The 18,989-nt window shown below is 47.1% G+C and carries 11 protein-coding genes; 5 read left to right on the forward strand and 6 right to left on the reverse strand.

Annotated elements, in window-relative coordinates:
* The first annotated feature begins 19 nt into the window (after window positions 1-19).
* On the forward strand, window positions 20-3,580 hold the full coding sequence (locus QEH59_RS00530) for a hypothetical protein (protein ID WP_308983398.1): 3,561 nt from the start codon (window positions 20-22) through the stop codon (window positions 3,578-3,580).
* Between the two features lie 180 nt (window positions 3,581-3,760).
* A complete protein-coding gene (locus tag QEH59_RS00535; protein ID WP_308983399.1) occupies window positions 3,761-4,855 on the forward strand; it encodes an IS630 family transposase in 1,095 nt (364 codons plus the stop codon).
* Window positions 4,856-4,878: 23 nt separating this feature from the next.
* On the opposite strand, the gene QEH59_RS00540 is transcribed toward QEH59_RS00535, so the two are convergent.
* The 3 genes from QEH59_RS00540 to QEH59_RS00550 form a co-directional block, all read right to left on the reverse strand.
* Window positions 4,879-5,823 (reverse strand): IS630 family transposase, encoded by a 945-nt coding sequence (locus QEH59_RS00540; protein ID WP_308983400.1) that lies wholly within the window; start codon window positions 5,821-5,823, stop codon window positions 4,879-4,881.
* Between the two features lie 429 nt (window positions 5,824-6,252).
* Window positions 6,253-7,323 carry a LacI family DNA-binding transcriptional regulator gene (locus QEH59_RS00545; protein ID WP_308983401.1) on the reverse strand — a complete coding sequence of 357 codons (1,071 nt, stop codon included), beginning with the start codon at window positions 7,321-7,323 and terminating at the stop codon, window positions 6,253-6,255.
* Between the two features lie 559 nt (window positions 7,324-7,882).
* A complete protein-coding gene (locus tag QEH59_RS00550; protein WP_308983402.1) occupies window positions 7,883-8,605 on the reverse strand; it encodes an SGNH/GDSL hydrolase family protein in 723 nt (240 codons plus the stop codon).
* A 463-nt stretch (window positions 8,606-9,068) separates the two neighbouring features.
* Between QEH59_RS00550 and QEH59_RS00555 the strand changes: the two genes are divergently transcribed.
* The 3 genes from QEH59_RS00555 to QEH59_RS00565 all read left to right on the forward strand — a co-directional run bounded on the left by QEH59_RS00555 (window position 9,069) and on the right by QEH59_RS00565 (window position 12,772).
* Window positions 9,069-9,992 carry a hypothetical protein gene (locus tag QEH59_RS00555; protein WP_308983403.1) on the forward strand — a complete coding sequence of 308 codons (924 nt, stop codon included), beginning with the start codon at window positions 9,069-9,071 and terminating at the stop codon, window positions 9,990-9,992.
* A gap of 263 nt (window positions 9,993-10,255) precedes the next feature.
* Window positions 10,256-11,866, forward strand: a complete 1,611-nt coding sequence (locus QEH59_RS00560) for a sialidase family protein (RefSeq protein WP_308983404.1) — start codon at window positions 10,256-10,258, stop codon at window positions 11,864-11,866.
* Window positions 11,867-12,379: 513 nt separating this feature from the next.
* On the forward strand, window positions 12,380-12,772 hold the full coding sequence (locus tag QEH59_RS00565; protein ID WP_308983405.1) for a right-handed parallel beta-helix repeat-containing protein: 393 nt from the start codon (window positions 12,380-12,382) through the stop codon (window positions 12,770-12,772).
* Window positions 12,773-12,816: 44 nt separating this feature from the next.
* Here the strand turns inward: QEH59_RS00565 and QEH59_RS00570 are convergent, their stop codons facing one another.
* The 3 genes from QEH59_RS00570 to QEH59_RS00580 all read right to left on the reverse strand — a co-directional run bounded on the left by QEH59_RS00570 (window position 12,817) and on the right by QEH59_RS00580 (window position 18,973).
* Window positions 12,817-14,370: a sialidase family protein gene (locus tag QEH59_RS00570; RefSeq protein ID WP_308983406.1), complete on the reverse strand. Its 1,554-nt coding sequence runs from the start codon at window positions 14,368-14,370 to the stop codon at window positions 12,817-12,819.
* A gap of 113 nt (window positions 14,371-14,483) precedes the next feature.
* The gene (locus QEH59_RS00575; protein ID WP_308983407.1) at window positions 14,484-17,354 is read right to left on the reverse strand and encodes a hypothetical protein; all 2,871 of its coding nucleotides are present in this window, start codon (window positions 17,352-17,354) and stop codon (window positions 14,484-14,486) included.
* A 158-nt stretch (window positions 17,355-17,512) separates the two neighbouring features.
* Window positions 17,513-18,973 carry a sulfatase family protein gene (locus QEH59_RS00580; protein WP_308983408.1) on the reverse strand — a complete coding sequence of 487 codons (1,461 nt, stop codon included), beginning with the start codon at window positions 18,971-18,973 and terminating at the stop codon, window positions 17,513-17,515.
* Window positions 18,974-18,989 lie beyond the last annotated feature (16 nt).

The following is an 18,989-nucleotide window of genomic DNA, read 5'->3' on the forward strand; positions in this document are numbered from 1 at the left end:
AATCTAGAATAATTCGACAATGAAGTCTTTGCTGCTTTTTGGCTTGGTGATTTGCAGTCGATTAAATCTAATCGGAACCTTGTTGATCGCATTAACGTATGCGACTGCTAATGCCGCTCGTCCACAAGCTGAGGCTCCAATAGTAGTCTCAGACAGTGGCGCGGAATTTTGGAATTCCGGCGAACTCATACTAGCAATGAATGTTGGTAACGGAGGGAGCGGATCGACAACTATCAACAAAGTTGTTTTTCAGAAAGGCGGCCGCTATGGTAATTTCCAAACTCAGAATCAAAATGGGGTCAGCCTCACTGTCAGTGTTGACCCTGGTGGAGATCAAAATAATGGAATTGCCGTTAATATCTATGAGAACACAGAGCTGGACGATCCCTTTGATTTGTTTAATTCTAACTTTCTCTCTAGTTTTAGTACTGGATGGATTCAACTCAGTTTCTCTGGCTTAAAGATTGGGCAAAGCTACCGCTTACAAACCTTTCATCTCATCAATACGGGAGACGAAGTCAGCAGAGATATGGTATTTAGCCAAGGCGGTGTTCCATTCACAGCGAACTTCAATCAGTTCTACTCAGGAGGGAATCGCAGCGCAGACATCTCGAATGCTGTTTCCATCGTGTCCACATTCACTGCAGATAGTGCGTCACAAACGATAGATCTCATGCCATATAGTGACGACCGCTGCTACCTGAATGCCCTCGCCTTGTATGCCGTCGAAATGCCCACAGACTACACGCTCGGCGATAGCTGGAACAGTGCTGTCGATGCATACACTGCTTCACTATATTTAAAAGGTGATCCCAAAGACTCATTAGAAGACTTTTCCTTTTCCATGAGTTATCAACCTATGGATGAAGACTCGCAGGTGCTACAATCGGTCCTCATTGAAAACTCGACTTACAATCCCAGTGATGAAGGAGAATTACTCTATCTTGATTTCAGCAGTACATGCACCTCAAATGCCAACACTAGTTACAGCCTTGGGCTCATTCAGGATGGACATAGTTATTGGTCTCAGGGCAAGGGAGAATATGTCACGATTGAAGCAGGAAGCACCCGCGATATTGCCCTCAATCATTTGGTTGCCTCTGACTTCAAGCGTATCGACGGTAGTTCTGGATTCCCAGATTTTAAGGAAACCGGCAGTCCGATAACCTTCCAACTGTTCTTTCAATATGAGAGCACTGACGCAAACGTTCAGACCATGACGACCGTGTCAAATTTACGCCTTTCCAACTATGCCCTAACAGAGCCAGATATTCTAAGTGAGCGACGCGACTGGATATTAGAATCGTCGTCATGGAACTCGCCCACCATCGGAAACAACCTAAAAAACGATGGCTGGCTGGCTCTAATCAAGCTTTACCAAAGTGCTGGTACAGATGCGAACTCACTTGAATTCCTGTCTAGTAGTTTAGATGACACTATTGTAAGTGAAAGCAATTGGAACGACAATGATAAGCAAACTTTCTATCCGGTCCCTCTAGTCAGGGGCATCCATACCTTTGGAGACAGCTTTACTCCACAGCAGTTAGCTCTAATCGAATCGAAAGTTCGCAGTTTCAGCAACTGGGCTAGCGATGGCGGAACAGAAAATCACTACCTGATGCGTTGGACCAATGCCTACTTACTTGCACAGAAATTCGATGGAGAATGGTATTCAGGCACCGTTTCCAATGGAACAGTCACGACAGCCGAGTTCATGGGAATCCTCAAATCAAAGCTGTTGGCTGAAGGTGCATTCCGCTTTCAAGAAGGCGGCATGGGCGAATACCTATCCCCTAACTATTTACAGACGCACATACTGCCATTACTTAATCTCTACGACTTCACAGAAGACCCAGAACTCAAAGATGCCGCAGAAGCCATGCTCCATCTACACCTGACGCATCTAGCTCTGAATGCGCACAATGGATATATTCTCGAGCCCCATTCTCGATTTGGTGGCAAGCAATTCGTCAATGGCTACAAGGTTCAAAATAATAGTGCCCAGTTTTTAACCTGGCTCTATTTCGGACAAATGAACCGTCCCGATGATATCATTCTCAGCGAAGAGTTTCTGATCGGCTGTGCGCTCAGTAATTATCGTCCTGCAGCCTACACCCAAGACCTCGCAAACGGGTCATCAGATAGCTCCTTCCCTTACGAAACACGCAGCGCAGTAGTGCACAATCCACATATTAGCGAAAGAATGCCACGCACAACTTTACGCAGCGTCTATCGCACTGAAAAATACTCGATTGGAACAGCTTACACAAAGTTTATGCCTGATGGCTACTACATGCAGCATAGTAATTTCGGCATTGCGTGGAACAGCCTAGACGATGAATTAGCCAGTCTAAGCTGTGGACACCCCTATTGGCGTGCGGACTCAGCAAGAGCCTCTTGGGCCTATTCAACTGCCTCTCCCTTTCAGCAAATCGCTCACGACAAAAACACTGCAATTGTTTTATTTAACATACCAATGGCGGATCCGTGGCCGCAGCGTGGCCGCAGCGATTGGATCGCCGAACGAGATGACCACGCCCAAGACTTAATCAAATATGGAGTCATCTATCTGCCACAAATGATTGGGCAGGCAAGTAATCTGAGTCAGAGCAATCATTACATTGACCAGATTGTAAAAGCAGACTGGGACTACGAATCCGACGGTCAAATTGATGGAAAGTGGTATTTCTTACGTGAAGCCGATGTTTATATCGGAATCCTTGCCTTAACGACAGGAGGCATGCCAGACTTAGAGACGGATCGAAAAATGATTTTTGCAAATGGACTGCAACAAGGCGACTATTTTCAAACTGGATTCATTTTCGAAATTGGCACTGAAAGCGAATTTGGAAATTTCGAAACCTTCATCGCTCAAGTTCAAACAAATCAAATAAACCTAAATTGGGATACATCTCCCAACCCCGCTCCTTATGCCAGCTATACCGATTCGCAAGGCGACCTGTTAACACTCACTTACAACAGCACTCAAGCTGAGGACTCGATTGGAGTCATTAACAATCTCCCAACAGTCACAATCAATGGAGAAACGCTCGCATTCGATCAAACTTGGCCAGACATTGAAGGCCCGGGCATTTTACTTGAGAATGGAATATTTTCACTGAAAGGGCCTAAAGAAAATTTCCTCATCAACTGGTCAAATACTTTGCCGACAATCACTTATTCAAGACAGGCAATACAATCAGATAGCTATAGTGCATGGAAAGACGCGAATGGATACGATGCCTTAAGTGATAATTCTAAGCTAGACCACGACGCGCTGAGTCTAGCGATGGAATGGGCTTTCAATGGTGAGATTGGCAGAAATGATAACAATCGATTGCCCTATTTAAACTTCGTAAAAAACGATCAAGTCAATCTTATCTACCAAAGACGTATCGGTTATGAAAATAGCTACCTCATTCAGGAATCTGTGAACTTAATAGAATGGCAATCATCTAAATGGGGAAGCGAAATTATCACAGGATCCAATTCAGAAATGGAAGAAGTCAAATTATCCATCCCGACAAACTTGAGCTCACAATTCTTCCGAATCAAACTAGTCCCTCAGTCAACAGATTGAACTAAAATCGGCATTCAACCCAAATTATACAATCACGTCTTGGAAACGAGGATTCTAAACGCATAAGTTGTTGAATAATCAGATTTAGTCGCCTCTTGGAAAACTCTATCTAGTGTAGTGTCAGCGAAGTTTCATTCATTAAATCTTGTACTTCCGTTTTCGGTTACCATCGTCGTTTGAATGGAACGACGAGGCCGCAAAGTATTACCGATTAAACTGAATGAAGATGAGTTGGACTATCTTGGCAGTCTGCTGAGGCGTCGCAATATCCCGAACGGGGAAGCGCGGCGAGCCAAAGCGTTGATGCGCATGCATGAAGGTTGCACCAACAAGGCGATCGCTCAGGAGTTGGGAGTGTGTGCGCATACTGTAGGCATTTGGCGTAATCGGTTCGCCAAAGAGCGTTTGCAGGGAATCAGCGAGTTGCCGCGCAGCGGCGCTCCCCGCACCATTACGGACGAACAAGTGCAACAGGTCGTGACGATGACTTTGGAAGAAAAGCCAGAAGATGCGACCCACTGGAGCACACGCTCGATGGCTAAGCGCTGCGGCTTATCGCACGATAGCGTCTCGCGCATTTGGAAAGCCTTCGGGTTGGCACCTCACAAGACCGAGAGCTTCCAACTCTCGACCGATCCGAACTTCGTCGACAAGGTCAGGGATGTCACAGGGCTGTATCTGAGTCCGCCGGAAAACGCATTGGTCTTTTGTGTCGATGAGAAAAGCCAGGTTCAGGCACTCGAGCGCAACCAGCCGATATTGCCGATGAAGCCAGGACAGCCCGAGAGGCGCAGCTGGGACTACTGGCGACACGGCACGCTCAATCTGTTCGCAGCCTTGAATGTGAAAACCGGCGAAGTGCTGGGCAAATGCTACTCAAGGCACCGAAGCAGTGAGTTCCTCGCCTTCCTCAGGGAAGTCGAGAAGTCGTTGCCTGAACGCTCTGATGTAGATCCCTATGAAGTGCATTTGGTCATGGATAACTACGTCACACACAAGGCCGCTCGAGTGAACGCATGGCTGGCGAAGCGCCCTCACTGGCACATCCACTTCACACCAACTTACAGCTCCTGGCTCAATCAGGTCGAGCGCTTCTTTGGTATCATCACCGACAAGCAAATACGCAGAGCTTCATTCAATAGTCTTAAATCACTAAGAGAGGCTATTTACACGTTCATCGAAAAATACAATGAAGACCCGAAACCATTCAAATGGACTGCGGACGCCGATCTAATCCTCGGGAAGGTTCAGAAAATATGTAGCGAACTTCGCTGACACTACACTAGAGCATTCTGCATTTAGTTAGATGAGTATTTCGCATGCGTAAGAAAGTTTGAGCAGATTGTTTCTGAGAAGGAATCCAACGACTCGGCCAACCTTTGAACGATCCGTTCAAAGGATTCGGAAGGGTGAGCTCTGAGGTAGGCTTTGATTTTGGAAAAGACCATCTCGATCGGATTCATATCGGGGCTATAAGGAGGCAGATAGATGATATCGGCTCCGACCTCTTGGAGGGCTTCGCGCACCTCCGAACTTTTGTGGCTGGAGAGGTTGTCGCAGATGACGATGTCCCCGGGGCTCAATGTAGAGGCGAGTATCTGTTCGATGTATTGCAGGAACGTCACTGCGTTCATCGGCCCGTCGAAAAGGATAGGCGCGTCTATTCGGTCGTGGCGCAGCGCTGCGATGAACGTGTTGGTGTGCCAGTGCCCGTGTGGGGCATAGTCAATACAGCGCTCAGAAGACAGGCTGCGTCCATAAAGACGCGTCATTTTGGTGTTGATCCCACACTCGTCGATAAACACGAGCTTGCGGCGATCCCAGCTCTGTTGAAGCTTCCTCCAGAGTGTGCGTTTTTCTTGAACGTCATCGCGGTTTTGCTCCCGTGCGTAGAGAGTTTTTTTATAGCTATATCCCCACCTGGACAGGGCTCGCATCACGGTAGTGTGGTGCACCTGCAAGCCCACTTCCTCAGCAAGGCGTGCCGTCAGTTCCTCAAGAGTGGCTCCACGGGCCTTCTCAACCCATCCGGTAATGAGAGCTTTGTGAGCATCGAGCTTCGAGCCTTCGGGCTGCCCCATCTTCTTCGGCTTGAGATCCCCAGACTCACGCTGCCTTCTGAAGAAACGATAGACACTACTGGTGCTCACGCCAAGCATCTGGCTGACGTCGGCTTCGCTGTAGCCTTCTTCTCGTTTTTTAACGATGCGTTTACGCAGATCTTCGCTGAGTGGTCGTCCCATCTCATGCTTATCAAGCAAAACTCAAGGAAAGTACAGCTTTAATTCAACTTAAATGCAGAATGCTCTAACTATATATCAACTTGATGCAGCAGATATATTTGTTTTTAATCGACCAGTAAACTCGCTTAAACGCTGAAAAACTGGTCATTTTAATGAAACCGAAGTCCCGTTCCGTCGAACCCGCTCAATTCCCTTCACGATCCGCAGGTGCTGTGCATCGCCAAAGGTAAGGTCCACAAAAAGTATGAGTTCGGAAGGAAGGCTTCCAACCGTGTTCATGATCCGCCTCATCCTAGGGATGATTGTACCCTATCGAGCCTCATTCGGCATTACGAGACGCAATGCCTAGCCTGGTCGAAAAGAGTCAGCGCATCACACTTCACATGCCACTTACCAGTCATGCAGGTACGATGAGCCATCTAAAATAATTTACTCTTGCAAAATTAACTTGGGGGCGATCAGCAAGGTTAAACGATCTGAGGGTAAGTTCAACGCACGATAGATGAGACGATCAATACTGGTACGAATAATATCACGAAAACCAAGATCGATCAAAAAGGGTCGAGGTGAAAGATTCCCAACGAAATAGGGCGTCGACCCTGCGATGACCAATTTAACAGCTCCACTTTGCAGCAAACCTTCTTGGCAAAGCGCTTTATGCAATTGGCTAGCGCGATCTTCAAGAGTCAAAAAGACTCCAATTGGATTCTTCTTTGAGGCACCCATTTTAGAAATTTGTTGAGCAACCTCGGCCATCTGTTCAAAAACACTAAGAGGGCTCGGCCAAACTCGATCTGCTTGGCCTTGTACCATCTTTTTAGCGAAACAAAAGCTAGGATGCTCATCATTCTGAGCGCGATCTAAAAAAGCGCGTCCACGCACCAACAAAGCTTCGTGAAAATCAAGGTTCGCAGTCACCGCCACAAATTGGCGACAGCCCTCATCAAGCAAAGTGCGATAAGCCATCGCCCCGACCGCCACATCATTGGTTGTAGCATGATCAACCGTATCAACCGAATGCCCCGGCGCAAACAGCTGCACACATGGTAAAATCTCTGCCAATCGGGTAATCGCTTCCCTCTGAGATTGAGGACGCCCCGCCACCATCAAAATAGCACCATCTACCTGCTGCCCCTGGACGCAAAAGGGAATCTCATCGGGATGTGCCATTTGATCTAGAAGCAGGTGAAGTTGACGATGCCGACAGCACTCTTGCAACTTATCAATGACCGAAACCATAATCGGTTCTTGCAGCAAATTAGAGGTAGCACCAATAGTGATCAGAGCCACCGTGCCATTCGTAAGCCGCGAAGCATGCGCATGCTTCGACTTGGGCCCCGGGCGCCGCATTGATGGAACATATCCAACTTCCTCCATCACCCTTCGGACTCGTTCGGTTGTTCCAGCCTCGACTAAATGACTCCCATTTATAACTCTAGAGACGGTCGCACGAGAAACCTTAGCAATTTGAGCAACATCTTCTATTCGAACTTTTTCCATTACAATAGTCAGTGAACCATGAAGATTAATGTTGCAATGCAAAAAGCACAGCACTGACGCAACTTAAGCGATGCTATAATGGCTTATGTACAAGCCCCCCAAAAAGATACCGCATCATATAACAATCAAACACTTACACCCACTAGATAACGCATCATAAACTAGTTTAATTTGCGTAAAAAAAAGGAATCGGCTCAAAGCCAGCGACCTGCCGAAAGATAATCGAGTAACTTTGCAGTAAACAGTCTTTACTTTCGATATTTACAATTTTTGGATCCTGCCGCCAAAGGACAGCAACGCCGTCCTGGCTTTCACTCATGATACCAGCTGTTTCATCTAGATAAGCGGAATAAATTATAAGGCAGTCAGCAGTTCCCGCATCGCGACTTTCCAGCTTTAACGCATTTTTAAAAACACATTTTCCACTTCGGATTTAAGCAGTGATTGGCGAATCAATAGCTCCGCATGGAGCAAAGCGGGCATCAGCGCACTCGCAGTATTAACAGCTGCGTGGCGGTCTTTACAAAGCAATTTTGCATATCAGTCCCAAGAAATTAAATCACTTAGCGAGTGCCTCCTCAATGACTGCGATGCTCTGCTCTGCAATCAACTCATATACTGGAGCCTGCCAATGAAAGCGGTCGCCTCGAACTAAGTCCAGATGCTGAACAGTCAATCCATAGAGATCGTTCACGGGAATGCCTTCTTCATTGCAAATTCCGGCTGCGATCGCATTGCGCTCCACTATAATCGGATTCAACTCAGCATTCAGGGTCTGCCCATTCTGAGTATGAATAGGTGTCGTACTCACCCAAATAATTTCAGCATCTGGATTGGTCTCTTGGATCACTTCGATGTATTTTTTAAACAGGGAACCATACTGCCCTTCAGGAATTCGCCCTGCGGCCCACCCATGCAAGCCGATATTAAAATGAACCACATCGTAGTGATCGCGTGTCGCAAGCGCCTTGCACAGATTCTTGTGTAGATTCGGGGAATTTAGATGCTCGGGTGTCGTCCAAATATCGACGTTTGCCTTCGAAACGAGATTGCGACGAACGTGCCCTTGATAGCCAATCAAGATCGAGTCGCCAACCAAAAGAACATTCGGAAGGCTGGGATCAATCTCTTCTTGCCACTGTATTCCCCACACACCTCCATCAGAATGTAAGCCTAATCTTTCATCCTGTGTAGGCACGGCTGCGTTCGAAGGAGTCGCACACCCCAAGAGTAAGAGCGCTAAGCTGCCAAGAAGTCGTTTGTTAAATTGTGTTTTTTTCATTATTTTAGAGTATTTTGCTATTCTCCAGATTTAAGAGGCAATAGACTTTCTGCGTCAAAATGAGTTGGTAGCATATAAATAAATGGCGCATTAACATCTCGAAAGCCGCAGCAAGTACCATAGCAAACATTAAACTGTCAGTTATTTGCAGATAAAAGCAAGCAGAAGTAACAAATAAACATATCAATGTAACATTACCACAACAACTCGACAATTAGCCCAGCAAGCAAGTGACTTCCCGTTCTTCAGCACGACTTACCACGCACACGCCCCATAAGCCACAACATCCCATACTCCCGCATCTTTTCACCCCAAGGTAAAGCCTATTCTAGTTACATAAGAACGCCAACGTAACACTCAAAGATCACCCTTTATCATGATAGAACCTTGACAATCAAATCAGACTCGCAAGAATCCTTCCCAACTTCTGCTTCAGCTGCCCCCGAACAAACATACACATCTTATGAAAACCTCACAGATACGAGCGCTTCAGTTTAAACAAATCGGAGCCCTCGCCATCGCAAGTATTGGCCTCTCCATTGGCCTCACCATTGGCCTAACCTCGAGTGCGCAAGCCCAGTCCTACTCCTATGACTTTGAAGAATTAACACCTGGCTCTATTTCCCCGACGGTAGATGGTAATATCAATGCAATCGGCACGAACCTCCAAGGTAATCCTTACGGTTGGTATGGCGGTAACTCCTCCAGCACTGAACGCGTGACGGTCTCTGGCGCCATGAACTCACCCTGGGATGTTGGCGGCAGTCAATCAGCAGTCATGTATACTGTTTCTGACGGAACTGAACCGACTCTCTATAATTATTTCACAGACCGCACAGGGCTAGCGAACTATAGCAACCCCACATCAGTTAATGTGGATGGTTCTTTAGGGGCCAGTCTGACGGGCAGTGGCTACTCGGTCTCATGGGACTTTTATACCGATTATCTGGCCTCTCAACCCTTATTTGAATTGCGCTCATCTGACGCAAATCCAGTTCAGGCACTTTCCTTGGACGTTCGCTACGACACTAAAAAACTCCGTTATTATAATGGGTCGACCGCCATTTTGAGTGAAAATGCATTGCTAGATGACACTTGGTATCGATTTGAGGTTGTCGATATTGACGTCGCCAACGGCACTTATGGATTTAACCTCATAGAGTGGGACTCAATTAATGAGACTGCCACTGTTGTAGCATCAGATTCTGACTTAGAATTTAGAAATACGGTGACAGATATTGATTACTTCCGCATGAAGGTTAACGGCGGAAGTAGCCCCACCTATTATCTGGATAATTTCTCCATTGTTCCAGAAGCGAAATCCGCCTCGTTGCTATTCGGCCTGGGTGCCTGCTTGGCAGTTGCTGGCTTAAAACGTCGTAGATAACCATTCGACACGCCCTCTCGCGCTGACCGACTTACTTAGTGCCGCGCGCAGGGAGCTTCCAGTTTATCTTTTCACATACAATGCCTTCCTGCCTAACGGGCAGGAAGGCATTTTTTGTATTGTGAGTGGTTAAATTGCAGCTCGCAGGAACCACACAGCAAGAGCTCAGTGGTCGCGGGATCCCCCCTCTCCTACAACAATCGAATCAAGCGCCCAATCAAATTAATTTCCAGAGATACCCACTAATTTTCTCAAAGTTAAAAATGAAACGAATTCTATTATTCCTGTTAGCAATCCCTCTCATTGGTTCTGCAGAACCCTCGACGTCGCTCAACCCACGCACGTCATTCCTCAATCCACCTGAGTATGTGGGCCCTCCTGACGCAACTCGTAGAGTTGACAATCGCGCAATCACCGAAGTTTCCAGTATCGCCATCACTCCCACAGGTCGCCTCTGGGCGACTTGGTATGCAGGCGTCACCCCTGGGGAGGATCGCAATAACTATGTTATTTTGGGCACTAGTGAAGATAACGGCAAAAGCTGGGAAGAAGTCCTTGTCGTGGACCCGGATGCCTCTGGCCCCGTCAGAGCCTTCGACCCTGAGGTCTGGATCGCTCCCGATGAAAACCTTTACTGGACATGGGCTCAAGCAGGCATTTCGAAAGCGGAATATGACGAACGTATCGCAGGCGTATGGGCAATCAAAATCACGAACCCGGAGTCCCCCACTCCGGTTTACGAAGCTCCTGCCCGCTGGACAGATGGCATCATGATGTGCAAACCGATCGTGCTTTCGACAGGAGAATGGGCACTGCCGTCATCCACTTGGAGAATGAGTGACTTTAGTGCTCAAATCGTGGTCTCTGAGGATCAAGGAAAGACTTGGACCGTCCGAGGGGGCGCAAATGTGCCGGTGCAAGTTCGCAACGTCGACGAGCACATGATTGTGGAACGTAAAGACGGCTCACTCTGGTTACTCTGCCGCACAGCCTATGGCATAGGAGAGAGCATATCGCTTGACCGCGGAAAAAGCTGGTCAGAAGTGGCTCCCTCCAAAATCGCCCACACTTCTTCACGTTTTTATATCTATCGACTACAATCGGGAAACTTACTTTTAGTCAAACACGGCTACATCGATGAGAAAACAGGTCGCCATCACCTCAGAGCCTTCATTTCAGATGATGACGGCTACACTTGGGAAGGTGGCCTCTTACTAGACGAACGGCCTAATATCTCCTACCCTGATGGCGATCAAGCGGCCGACGGCACCATCTACCTCACTTACGACTACAGCCGCACAGGTGCTCGCGAAATTCTCTTTGCCACTTTCCGTGAGGAAGATGCCTTAGCCGGTAAAGACGTGTCGGGTGAAGTCAATTTGCGTCAATTGATCAGCAAAGGCTCGGGTGGCCAAAGTAAGGATCCTAAAGAGAAAGCTCAGCGCAGTGACAATAGCGACGGAGTCGCCTTGATCAAAAAACCTGCAGGGGCACTAGAGCTGGATGGATTCAATGTCGTCCCCATGGCAGTTGGTGAAGTCTTGTTTTCAGACCGCCAGGACCCGCTGAAGGAATTACCAGAGGCCTTAGAGGGCTTCTCGATGCTTCAGGTGCCGCGCGAAGGCAGAAGGGTTTACACCTGTTCCAAAGAGGGCATGTTATATTTCCTGACCCCGAAGCCCAATCGCACCTGGGACAGTCAGGAAGCCAGTCTATATTTGCATGGCTTTGAAAAAGTCGCATTGCCAGAAACACTGCTATTCAGAACCGAAGCAAGTCAACTCAGCTCGCTTTATCAAAAATATTGCAAAGTAGGCGAAACCATTGACGTAGGCAAATGGGCTGTTCCCTTACTCGCTCCAAAAGCACCCTAAATCTTTTTTTGTCTTGATCCTACGATGTCATACCAAGCCAATCTTATACTTTCTAGCTTACTCGTATTGTCATCATTGACGATGACTCTCGCTGCAAAAGAAGCGAATGAGTTCTCAGATCCAAGGACATTCGTGGTTCGTGTCTTATCGGACGAACACACTGCAAATGCAGATGAGCTTACACTCGTAAATTCACCAAAACCAGTAGGCATGAGAAGGCACTCGAAATGGTCTCAAACAGAATCGAAGACGGGACGGATGGCCTCGACAGAATCGTGGCACTGTTACGAGACGGTTACCATCTACAAACAAATCAGTCGAAATTCGACCAGAGCACAGCTCACCAGATCTGGATGTTTATATTCAATCCTACCCAGGCGAACAGGCAGTGATCAGCGGTGCATTGAGTGTCGCAGGTTGACAGCTTAAAAAAAACTGTGGCAAGCGAAAATTCCCAATGATTTCAAGTTCGATTAGCTCTATGTGAACAATCAATGGAGACAGCGCGCTCGAGTGCCACGCGCAGGGTCCTTCTTCAGAATCAACGGCATGGTGCAAGGAGAAGAAGCCAAGGGCCTCAAAAACGTATCCATCGAAAATTGCGAAATCGCAAATTCTGGTGGTCATGGTATTTGGATTGGTGAAGGAGCATCCGACGTCACAATTCGTCAATGCCATTTACACGATTTATTAGGAGGCGGCATTTACATCGGTGGCGGATGGGGCGTTAAAGATGCCTACCCAACGACTCGCGTCACTATTGACAATAATTTTTACCTTCCAAATTTTCAAATCGAGAATATACGAATGTTCGAGATGATAGGGCACGTGATCCTTAACGTAAATATCGTCGCAGTTCGACCAGGATATCACAGCACTAAAATTTCGAGAGACCAAAGCACGTAGCGTGGAGATCGGGAAACTCGAAGTGCACCGGTAGGTGTGCAAAATTAAAAAGAAAAAGGAACAGCCCATGTATCGAACTCAATGATCTCGCCAGTTTGACACAATTTTTGATACACGGTTGAATAATTAGTCACTGCTTCAGGCTTAAATAAGGGTATTTCTGGCAGAGAAACCTTCTCGAATCCCTGCTGCTCTAAGGTCGCAGACTGGCTGTCCTTATTCCGACTCAGTTCAGGTGTTAAAAAATAAAGCATGCCAGATGATTTACAACTGATTGTTTTCTTACCACTGATGGGAACTTGCCAAAACATTGCACTCTCTAACTCCTTTGGCATTTCCCGGAGTGTGTACGACCTATTGGAGAATAACTTTTTCCCTTCCTGCAGTGGAATCGTTTGTGCATTCGCCATCTCAAACGTACCGGACTTCTCCCGCGAAAGTTTCGCCCCGCCCTGATTCGAGGCTGGCGGACTGAGCACCCCTTGACTAATCAATTTCCTCAACTCAACTTTACCCGAGACTGCTTTTCCCGCAAGCGCGTCTTCCTCAGTAAAGGAAGCCATGTAGATCGCCTTGTTATCTGTTCGATTAAAATCATACGTAATATAAATAGTACCATCCTTCGCCTCTTGACCATCGGGATATGAAACACCGCCGCGCGCATCCAAAAGGAGGCCCCCTTCCCATGATTTTCCATCATCACGGGAAATGAATGCAGTGAGGTCCCTTCGACCGACATTTTCATCAATCGGCCCGTGTTTCACCAGAAGGATATTACCCGAGCTCAAGCGACGTATAAAAAATCGGCTTGAGGTGTGCTCGATCTCCGATGCTTGAGGTAAACTCCAAGTCGCCCCTTGGTCTCGAGAGAAGCTTTCTGCGATGCCTTCTTTTGTGCGAATAAGCATGCGTATCGTTCCATCCTCGAGCTCGACAAACATATGCTCATCAAACCAACGCCATTCAACGGGAAGAATATTGCATGCACCCACCACTTCAAATGACAGTCCATTGTTATTAGAGGCAACGGCTCTAGCACTATAGTCCGTAGCTCTCCAAGTGGATGCAGGGAGCAACCAACGCCCTGAATCGAGCACGGTTGGCTTACACATCATAATGCCCTCGGTGATACGCCGAGGCGCAGTCCACTGAGGCTTGGCCTCGTCGGGATTCTCAGTTATGATTGCCCAGGTGCCTGAATGTGGGTTTAGGCGATCCTTGGTGATATGCTGAGCCCAAAATACCCAAAGCCTTCCTTGAGGGTCGAGCCAAACTTCTGGGTCAAATGCACGAACCTCTCCGGCTCCATCGGGATCAATTTGTAGAACTTCTTCCCAAGTATCCCCATCATCGGCACTGGTGGCTAATACCACATAGTTATTTCGATCTTCTCCAGGACTGATCCCCGCATACCAGACTGCCCAAAGCCTGCCATTCGGGCTGACCGCTAGACTCGGAATCCCTTGAAACTGACGTGATTCTAAGTCCTGAAAACTTTCGTCCTCTGGAGTTAAAATATCAGGTGGATTAAAAAATGACTTAGCCTCAGCACTTAAAACTAGGAGTAACGAGCAAATGATTCCGACAATGATTTTCATAATATGAAAATTTGTTGCTAAAAAACAAGCGAGTCAAATGCAATTAAAGCAATACTCTCATTACATTAAAAAATGTAACAAAGCATCATCCCAAATTCGCGCAAATACCAAATTCATTCAACTGTTATCCACATCGGTGAACTCCAAGCAAGCTCATCGTCCTCTTGCATAACGCGCACATAATAATGACTCTCGCCATTCGTTGGATCTTGATCTTCCCAAGTGAATTTCACCTCCTGCTGCTCGTCTGGATGGACAGTTTTTACAATCTGGCAGTTCTTTATAATATCGATCTGCTTTATTTTGTCAGTACCCCTCACATTAATATCTAGCTTCACAGCGTCCGCCGCGACGAAGCAGTCTCCCATCATTTTGTCACCACATTTGAACTCAAGAATGATGTTATCAGTAGCCCCATAACAATGCCGGTTACGTAAGGCTTCAATAATTCCCATTCTGCTGTAATCATCGAGATAAACCATCGCATAACTACTATGCGTTGACTTGTGGTCAGAGCTCGAGATCACCCCCATTTTAAAACCTTTTTTCAGGGCATCCCAATAAAACCCAGGATTATCGCTGTCTGAATCTACAGACCTAGGAGCACCTGAGTACTCATAAGAATTGCGAGCCCCCTGATAGATTTCCATAATGGGTTCGGCCACTGGATCGTTAAAACTCCAGTCAGTGCCTGCGGACCTAGTACCAGTCGTGTGAGGAATACTAATGGCATCAAATTCACGGCAAAATTCATACAACTGATTTTCCCCAGCGTCTTTATACCTAGGTAAAACTCTAAAACCTCGATGCGCCATAAGGACATTTCGATGCCCCTTAGGATAGCCTATACTTCGCTCATAGCTAAACATCGGCACGAAGTGATCCTGAATCTTGAAAATATCGAATATTTTTTGCGTCATATACCAAGAATACTCTCGATAACCATTGTCATGATCGCCGTTCGTTAACCAGTCTAGCGAAGACACATCTAAACCATACCGCATACAATCGAGTATAGAACCATCCCCACCGCCGTCAGCGGAGAAAGTCGTGTGCCGGTGTGTATCACCGCGAAAGATTCGAAATTCAGAATCATTTGCTTGAGAACGAAACTCTCGTATAGCCGCAACATCCTCTTTCTCTGCGAGAATTTCCTGAGTGGGTCGATCCACTGCAATCTCGTCAAGATGCATCATTCGGTAATTCGATACCTTACCCTCGAACGCTACCTTTGAAATTCTTACGTTCTGAAAATCTCCATAACGCGAAGCGCTCAGGTTGCCCCCACTGGCGATGACAAGTCCATTCTTGAGTTTGGCGACCTCTGGCTTTTGAAAACTATGCCCTTCGCTATTCACCAGATAGACAGGATCACTCCAATAAGAACCATCAAAACGCGTAAGATAATTAGCAAAAACAGTCGCGTTAGACATATCCACCGCATTCAGCAATTGCTTCTTGTAGATCAGGTTCACACCTCCATTTTCATCGACAGACAAAACTGGGAGAGAGAGGTAATACTTAGGAGTCGTATAGGCCGCATATTCCCGCGGATTCTGAAACTTTTTGTAATAATAGACATACGACTCATCTCTATCAATGACATCCTCCGGCAATGTCGAAGGCTGTAGTGGCTTGCCATCTTTAAAACACATTAGACCAATTTTGCTTCCTCCCATATGCAAATTAGTTGCTTTGCGGGTAATGATACTTTCATCGCCAACATCCTTGCCCCAATTCTCACCAGCTTCTTCATAGGCCACCCAAAGCACTCCGTCCTGATCGAAAGCGACCGAGGCCCTCGCTTCATACTTACGGCTGGCCGCCACAGGAGATGCATCACTCAAAAGGCCCTCTCCATCCAGCAAGGAATAATAAACATCATAATCCCCCTTGGCATAGGTATCCCAAGCAATCGCCAATACTCCTTGCTCAGAGACAGCAATCGCAGGATCCCATTCATTGGCATCGGTGGCAGCTACAACTCTCTCTGCACTCACACTGCCCTCTGGAGCAATGTGACGATACAGTATATCAGAATTGGTCTCGCGAAATCCTTGCCAAACAAGGTGAAGCCCTCCCTGACCATCAGCTGCGATTACCGGATGAATGTCGGGATTGAGGTCGGTGGTCAGTCGATGAGTGTCGCTCCATTTATTATTTTCACGGGTTTTAAGATATAGATCCCAGTTGCCGTCAAGCTGCTCGCTCCACACGATCCAGAGTTTACCAGTCTGACTGACAACGATTTTCACTCCGTAAAGATCTTTCCCGTTCTCAGTCACTGGCTCTGGGACGGACATTTGACCATTACGCTCCTCAACAAGCATAATCTGATCACCAACTAAGGGATCGTTTATTTCGCTGAAATCCTGAATGCGTGCTCTAGGCGTGATGATACTTCCAGGCGTCAACAAGGGGCTGGTTCCGCCAACAAATGAAACGAATGCTGTATAAATGGCACCTGACTCGTCTGTATCAACAGAGGGGAAATCATTATATCGCATGGGCAAGCTCGTACGACTAATCTCCATGACCTCGGTGGACGGCGCGCACGCGGCCACTTCCACCTCTCCTGCGAGATATTTCTTGCTCTCCCCTAAAGCCAACTCATTGGCGTCTAATGAAAATTCGCCGTGGCTTTGCGTCTTAATATAAATCTGCGCATTTCCAGCACCTTTCAGAGTAACGATAAAAATATAAGGTTTTGTGATCGAATAATCATGAACCCCAGGCTTATAGCCTGGCACCTGCTTGTTATTAGCTTGAACCCAACTAGGATCCTTCTCCCTTTTTGAGCTTCCGGTCCAAGTCATTTCTACGCCGCTAATATGAAAATCGGCAGCTGATTCCGAAGGCCAGACGTCAAGCAAGGACGCCTCTAGAATTTCTCCTTCAGAAAGCTTCAGGCTGCCATTCCATTCAACTGCGACATCATCCTTCAAGCCAAAGGTGAGCATAAAACTCATTAAATGATCATCCACGCGTTCAGCTCTTAGAGCAGATATCGGAAAAAGACATGCAATTAGAACACTTATTATAATATGATTTTTCATTGTGATCTTCATCAGATAGCCAAATAATTTCTATATACTGTAAACCAGAGGATTGCAGTACCCCCCAAAAAACAAAAGCGATATCCTTACTCTACATCAGAACGAAGGATTGGCCCGGGAAGTTGAATCTCCGTCGCGTTTCTAGCCGCTCCGGGAAACTCACCGCGCTCGCTCATGTTAACATTCCCAATTTTCACAGTGGGATTCTCAGGAATCGTATCACCGGTATCTTGGGTCCATACATCCAAGGCCTTCCTGAGATGATTGAGCATTTCCGCGTAGCGTCCAGAGTTCACAAAGTTCTCAAATTGGTTAGGATCCATCCTCACGTTATAAAATTCCTCATATGGGCGTGGCTTCAGGAAGATATCCCGCTGTTCTGGCTGAAGTATCCCCGCCGCCTCCGCATCCCAAAGTTCCTTGCCCGCTGGAATAGCACGCCCGGACTCGGCACACATATTTTGATCCAAATAATTGTAGTTACGAATGTACACCCAATCCCCCAAGCGAACCATGCGCTCATTGGCAGGATAGGTGTGCCAATTATGCTCGACAAAAATATAGTCACGCACGGCAGCTTTACGCCCCAATAGCAGAGGCACTAGGCTAACACCTTGAAAGACCTCTGGAATCGGGATATCTGCCAGCTCTAATATCGTCGGTCCGATATCAATCAAACTAACAAGCGCTTCCAAGCTTTTGCCTTGCGGCACCCCCGGACCGGAGATCACCAGCGGCACCTTGGAGCCTGAATCATAGAGCCGTGTCTTATCGCGCGGGAAAGGGCGACCATTATCACTGGTGTAAATCACATAGGTATTATCCGCTAACCCTTGTCGTTCGAGCTCCTCAAAAATGAGTCCTAAATAGTAATCTGTTCGCGCCACCTCATGATAGTACCCAGCCAGATCTTCACGCGTCTCGGGGCCATCGTAGTGATACGGAGGGACGAGAATCGCTTCAGCAGAAAATCTTGATGCTTCTTCCGTAAACTGCCATTCGCGATGCGCATCATGCGAAGCCAACCAATAAAAGAACGGCTTGTCTTTAGGACGTTTTCTTAATTGCTGGACCCAATTAGCCGATCCACTGGGACGCCCTCCTTTCCAAATATCATCAAATGCATCAGCCAAACGCGAATTGTCATCGATCACACCATTCCAGGTCATATGATTTTTCCCACTCAACGCAGAATAATACCCATTCCGCCGCAGTCGGCCGGGAAATTTCCACTGATTCTGCGGCAAGGGTGTGTGCAACTCCGGCGAGCCGGAATTATGCGGATATCGGCTAGTAATGATACTAGAGCGACTAGGACTACAGCTGCTTGCCGTCACGTAAGCATTTTCAAACCGCACGCCCGAAGCCACCATTTTGTTCAAGTTTGGGGTGGGAATGGGACCTCCGTAAGCCTCTAAGTCAGCCACAGAAATATCATCGGTAATAAAGAATATAAAATTGGGCGGCGCAGCCGCCTTAATCTCTAGATTAAAAACGATTACAAATAAGGCGAAAGCCCAAGTAAGCAGATACTGTTTACCATTCATAGTGTTCAATTAAGTA

It is taken from the genome of Thalassobacterium sedimentorum, assembly GCF_031127905.1.
GTDB lineage: Bacteria > Verrucomicrobiota > Verrucomicrobiia > Opitutales > Coraliomargaritaceae > Thalassobacterium > Thalassobacterium sedimentorum.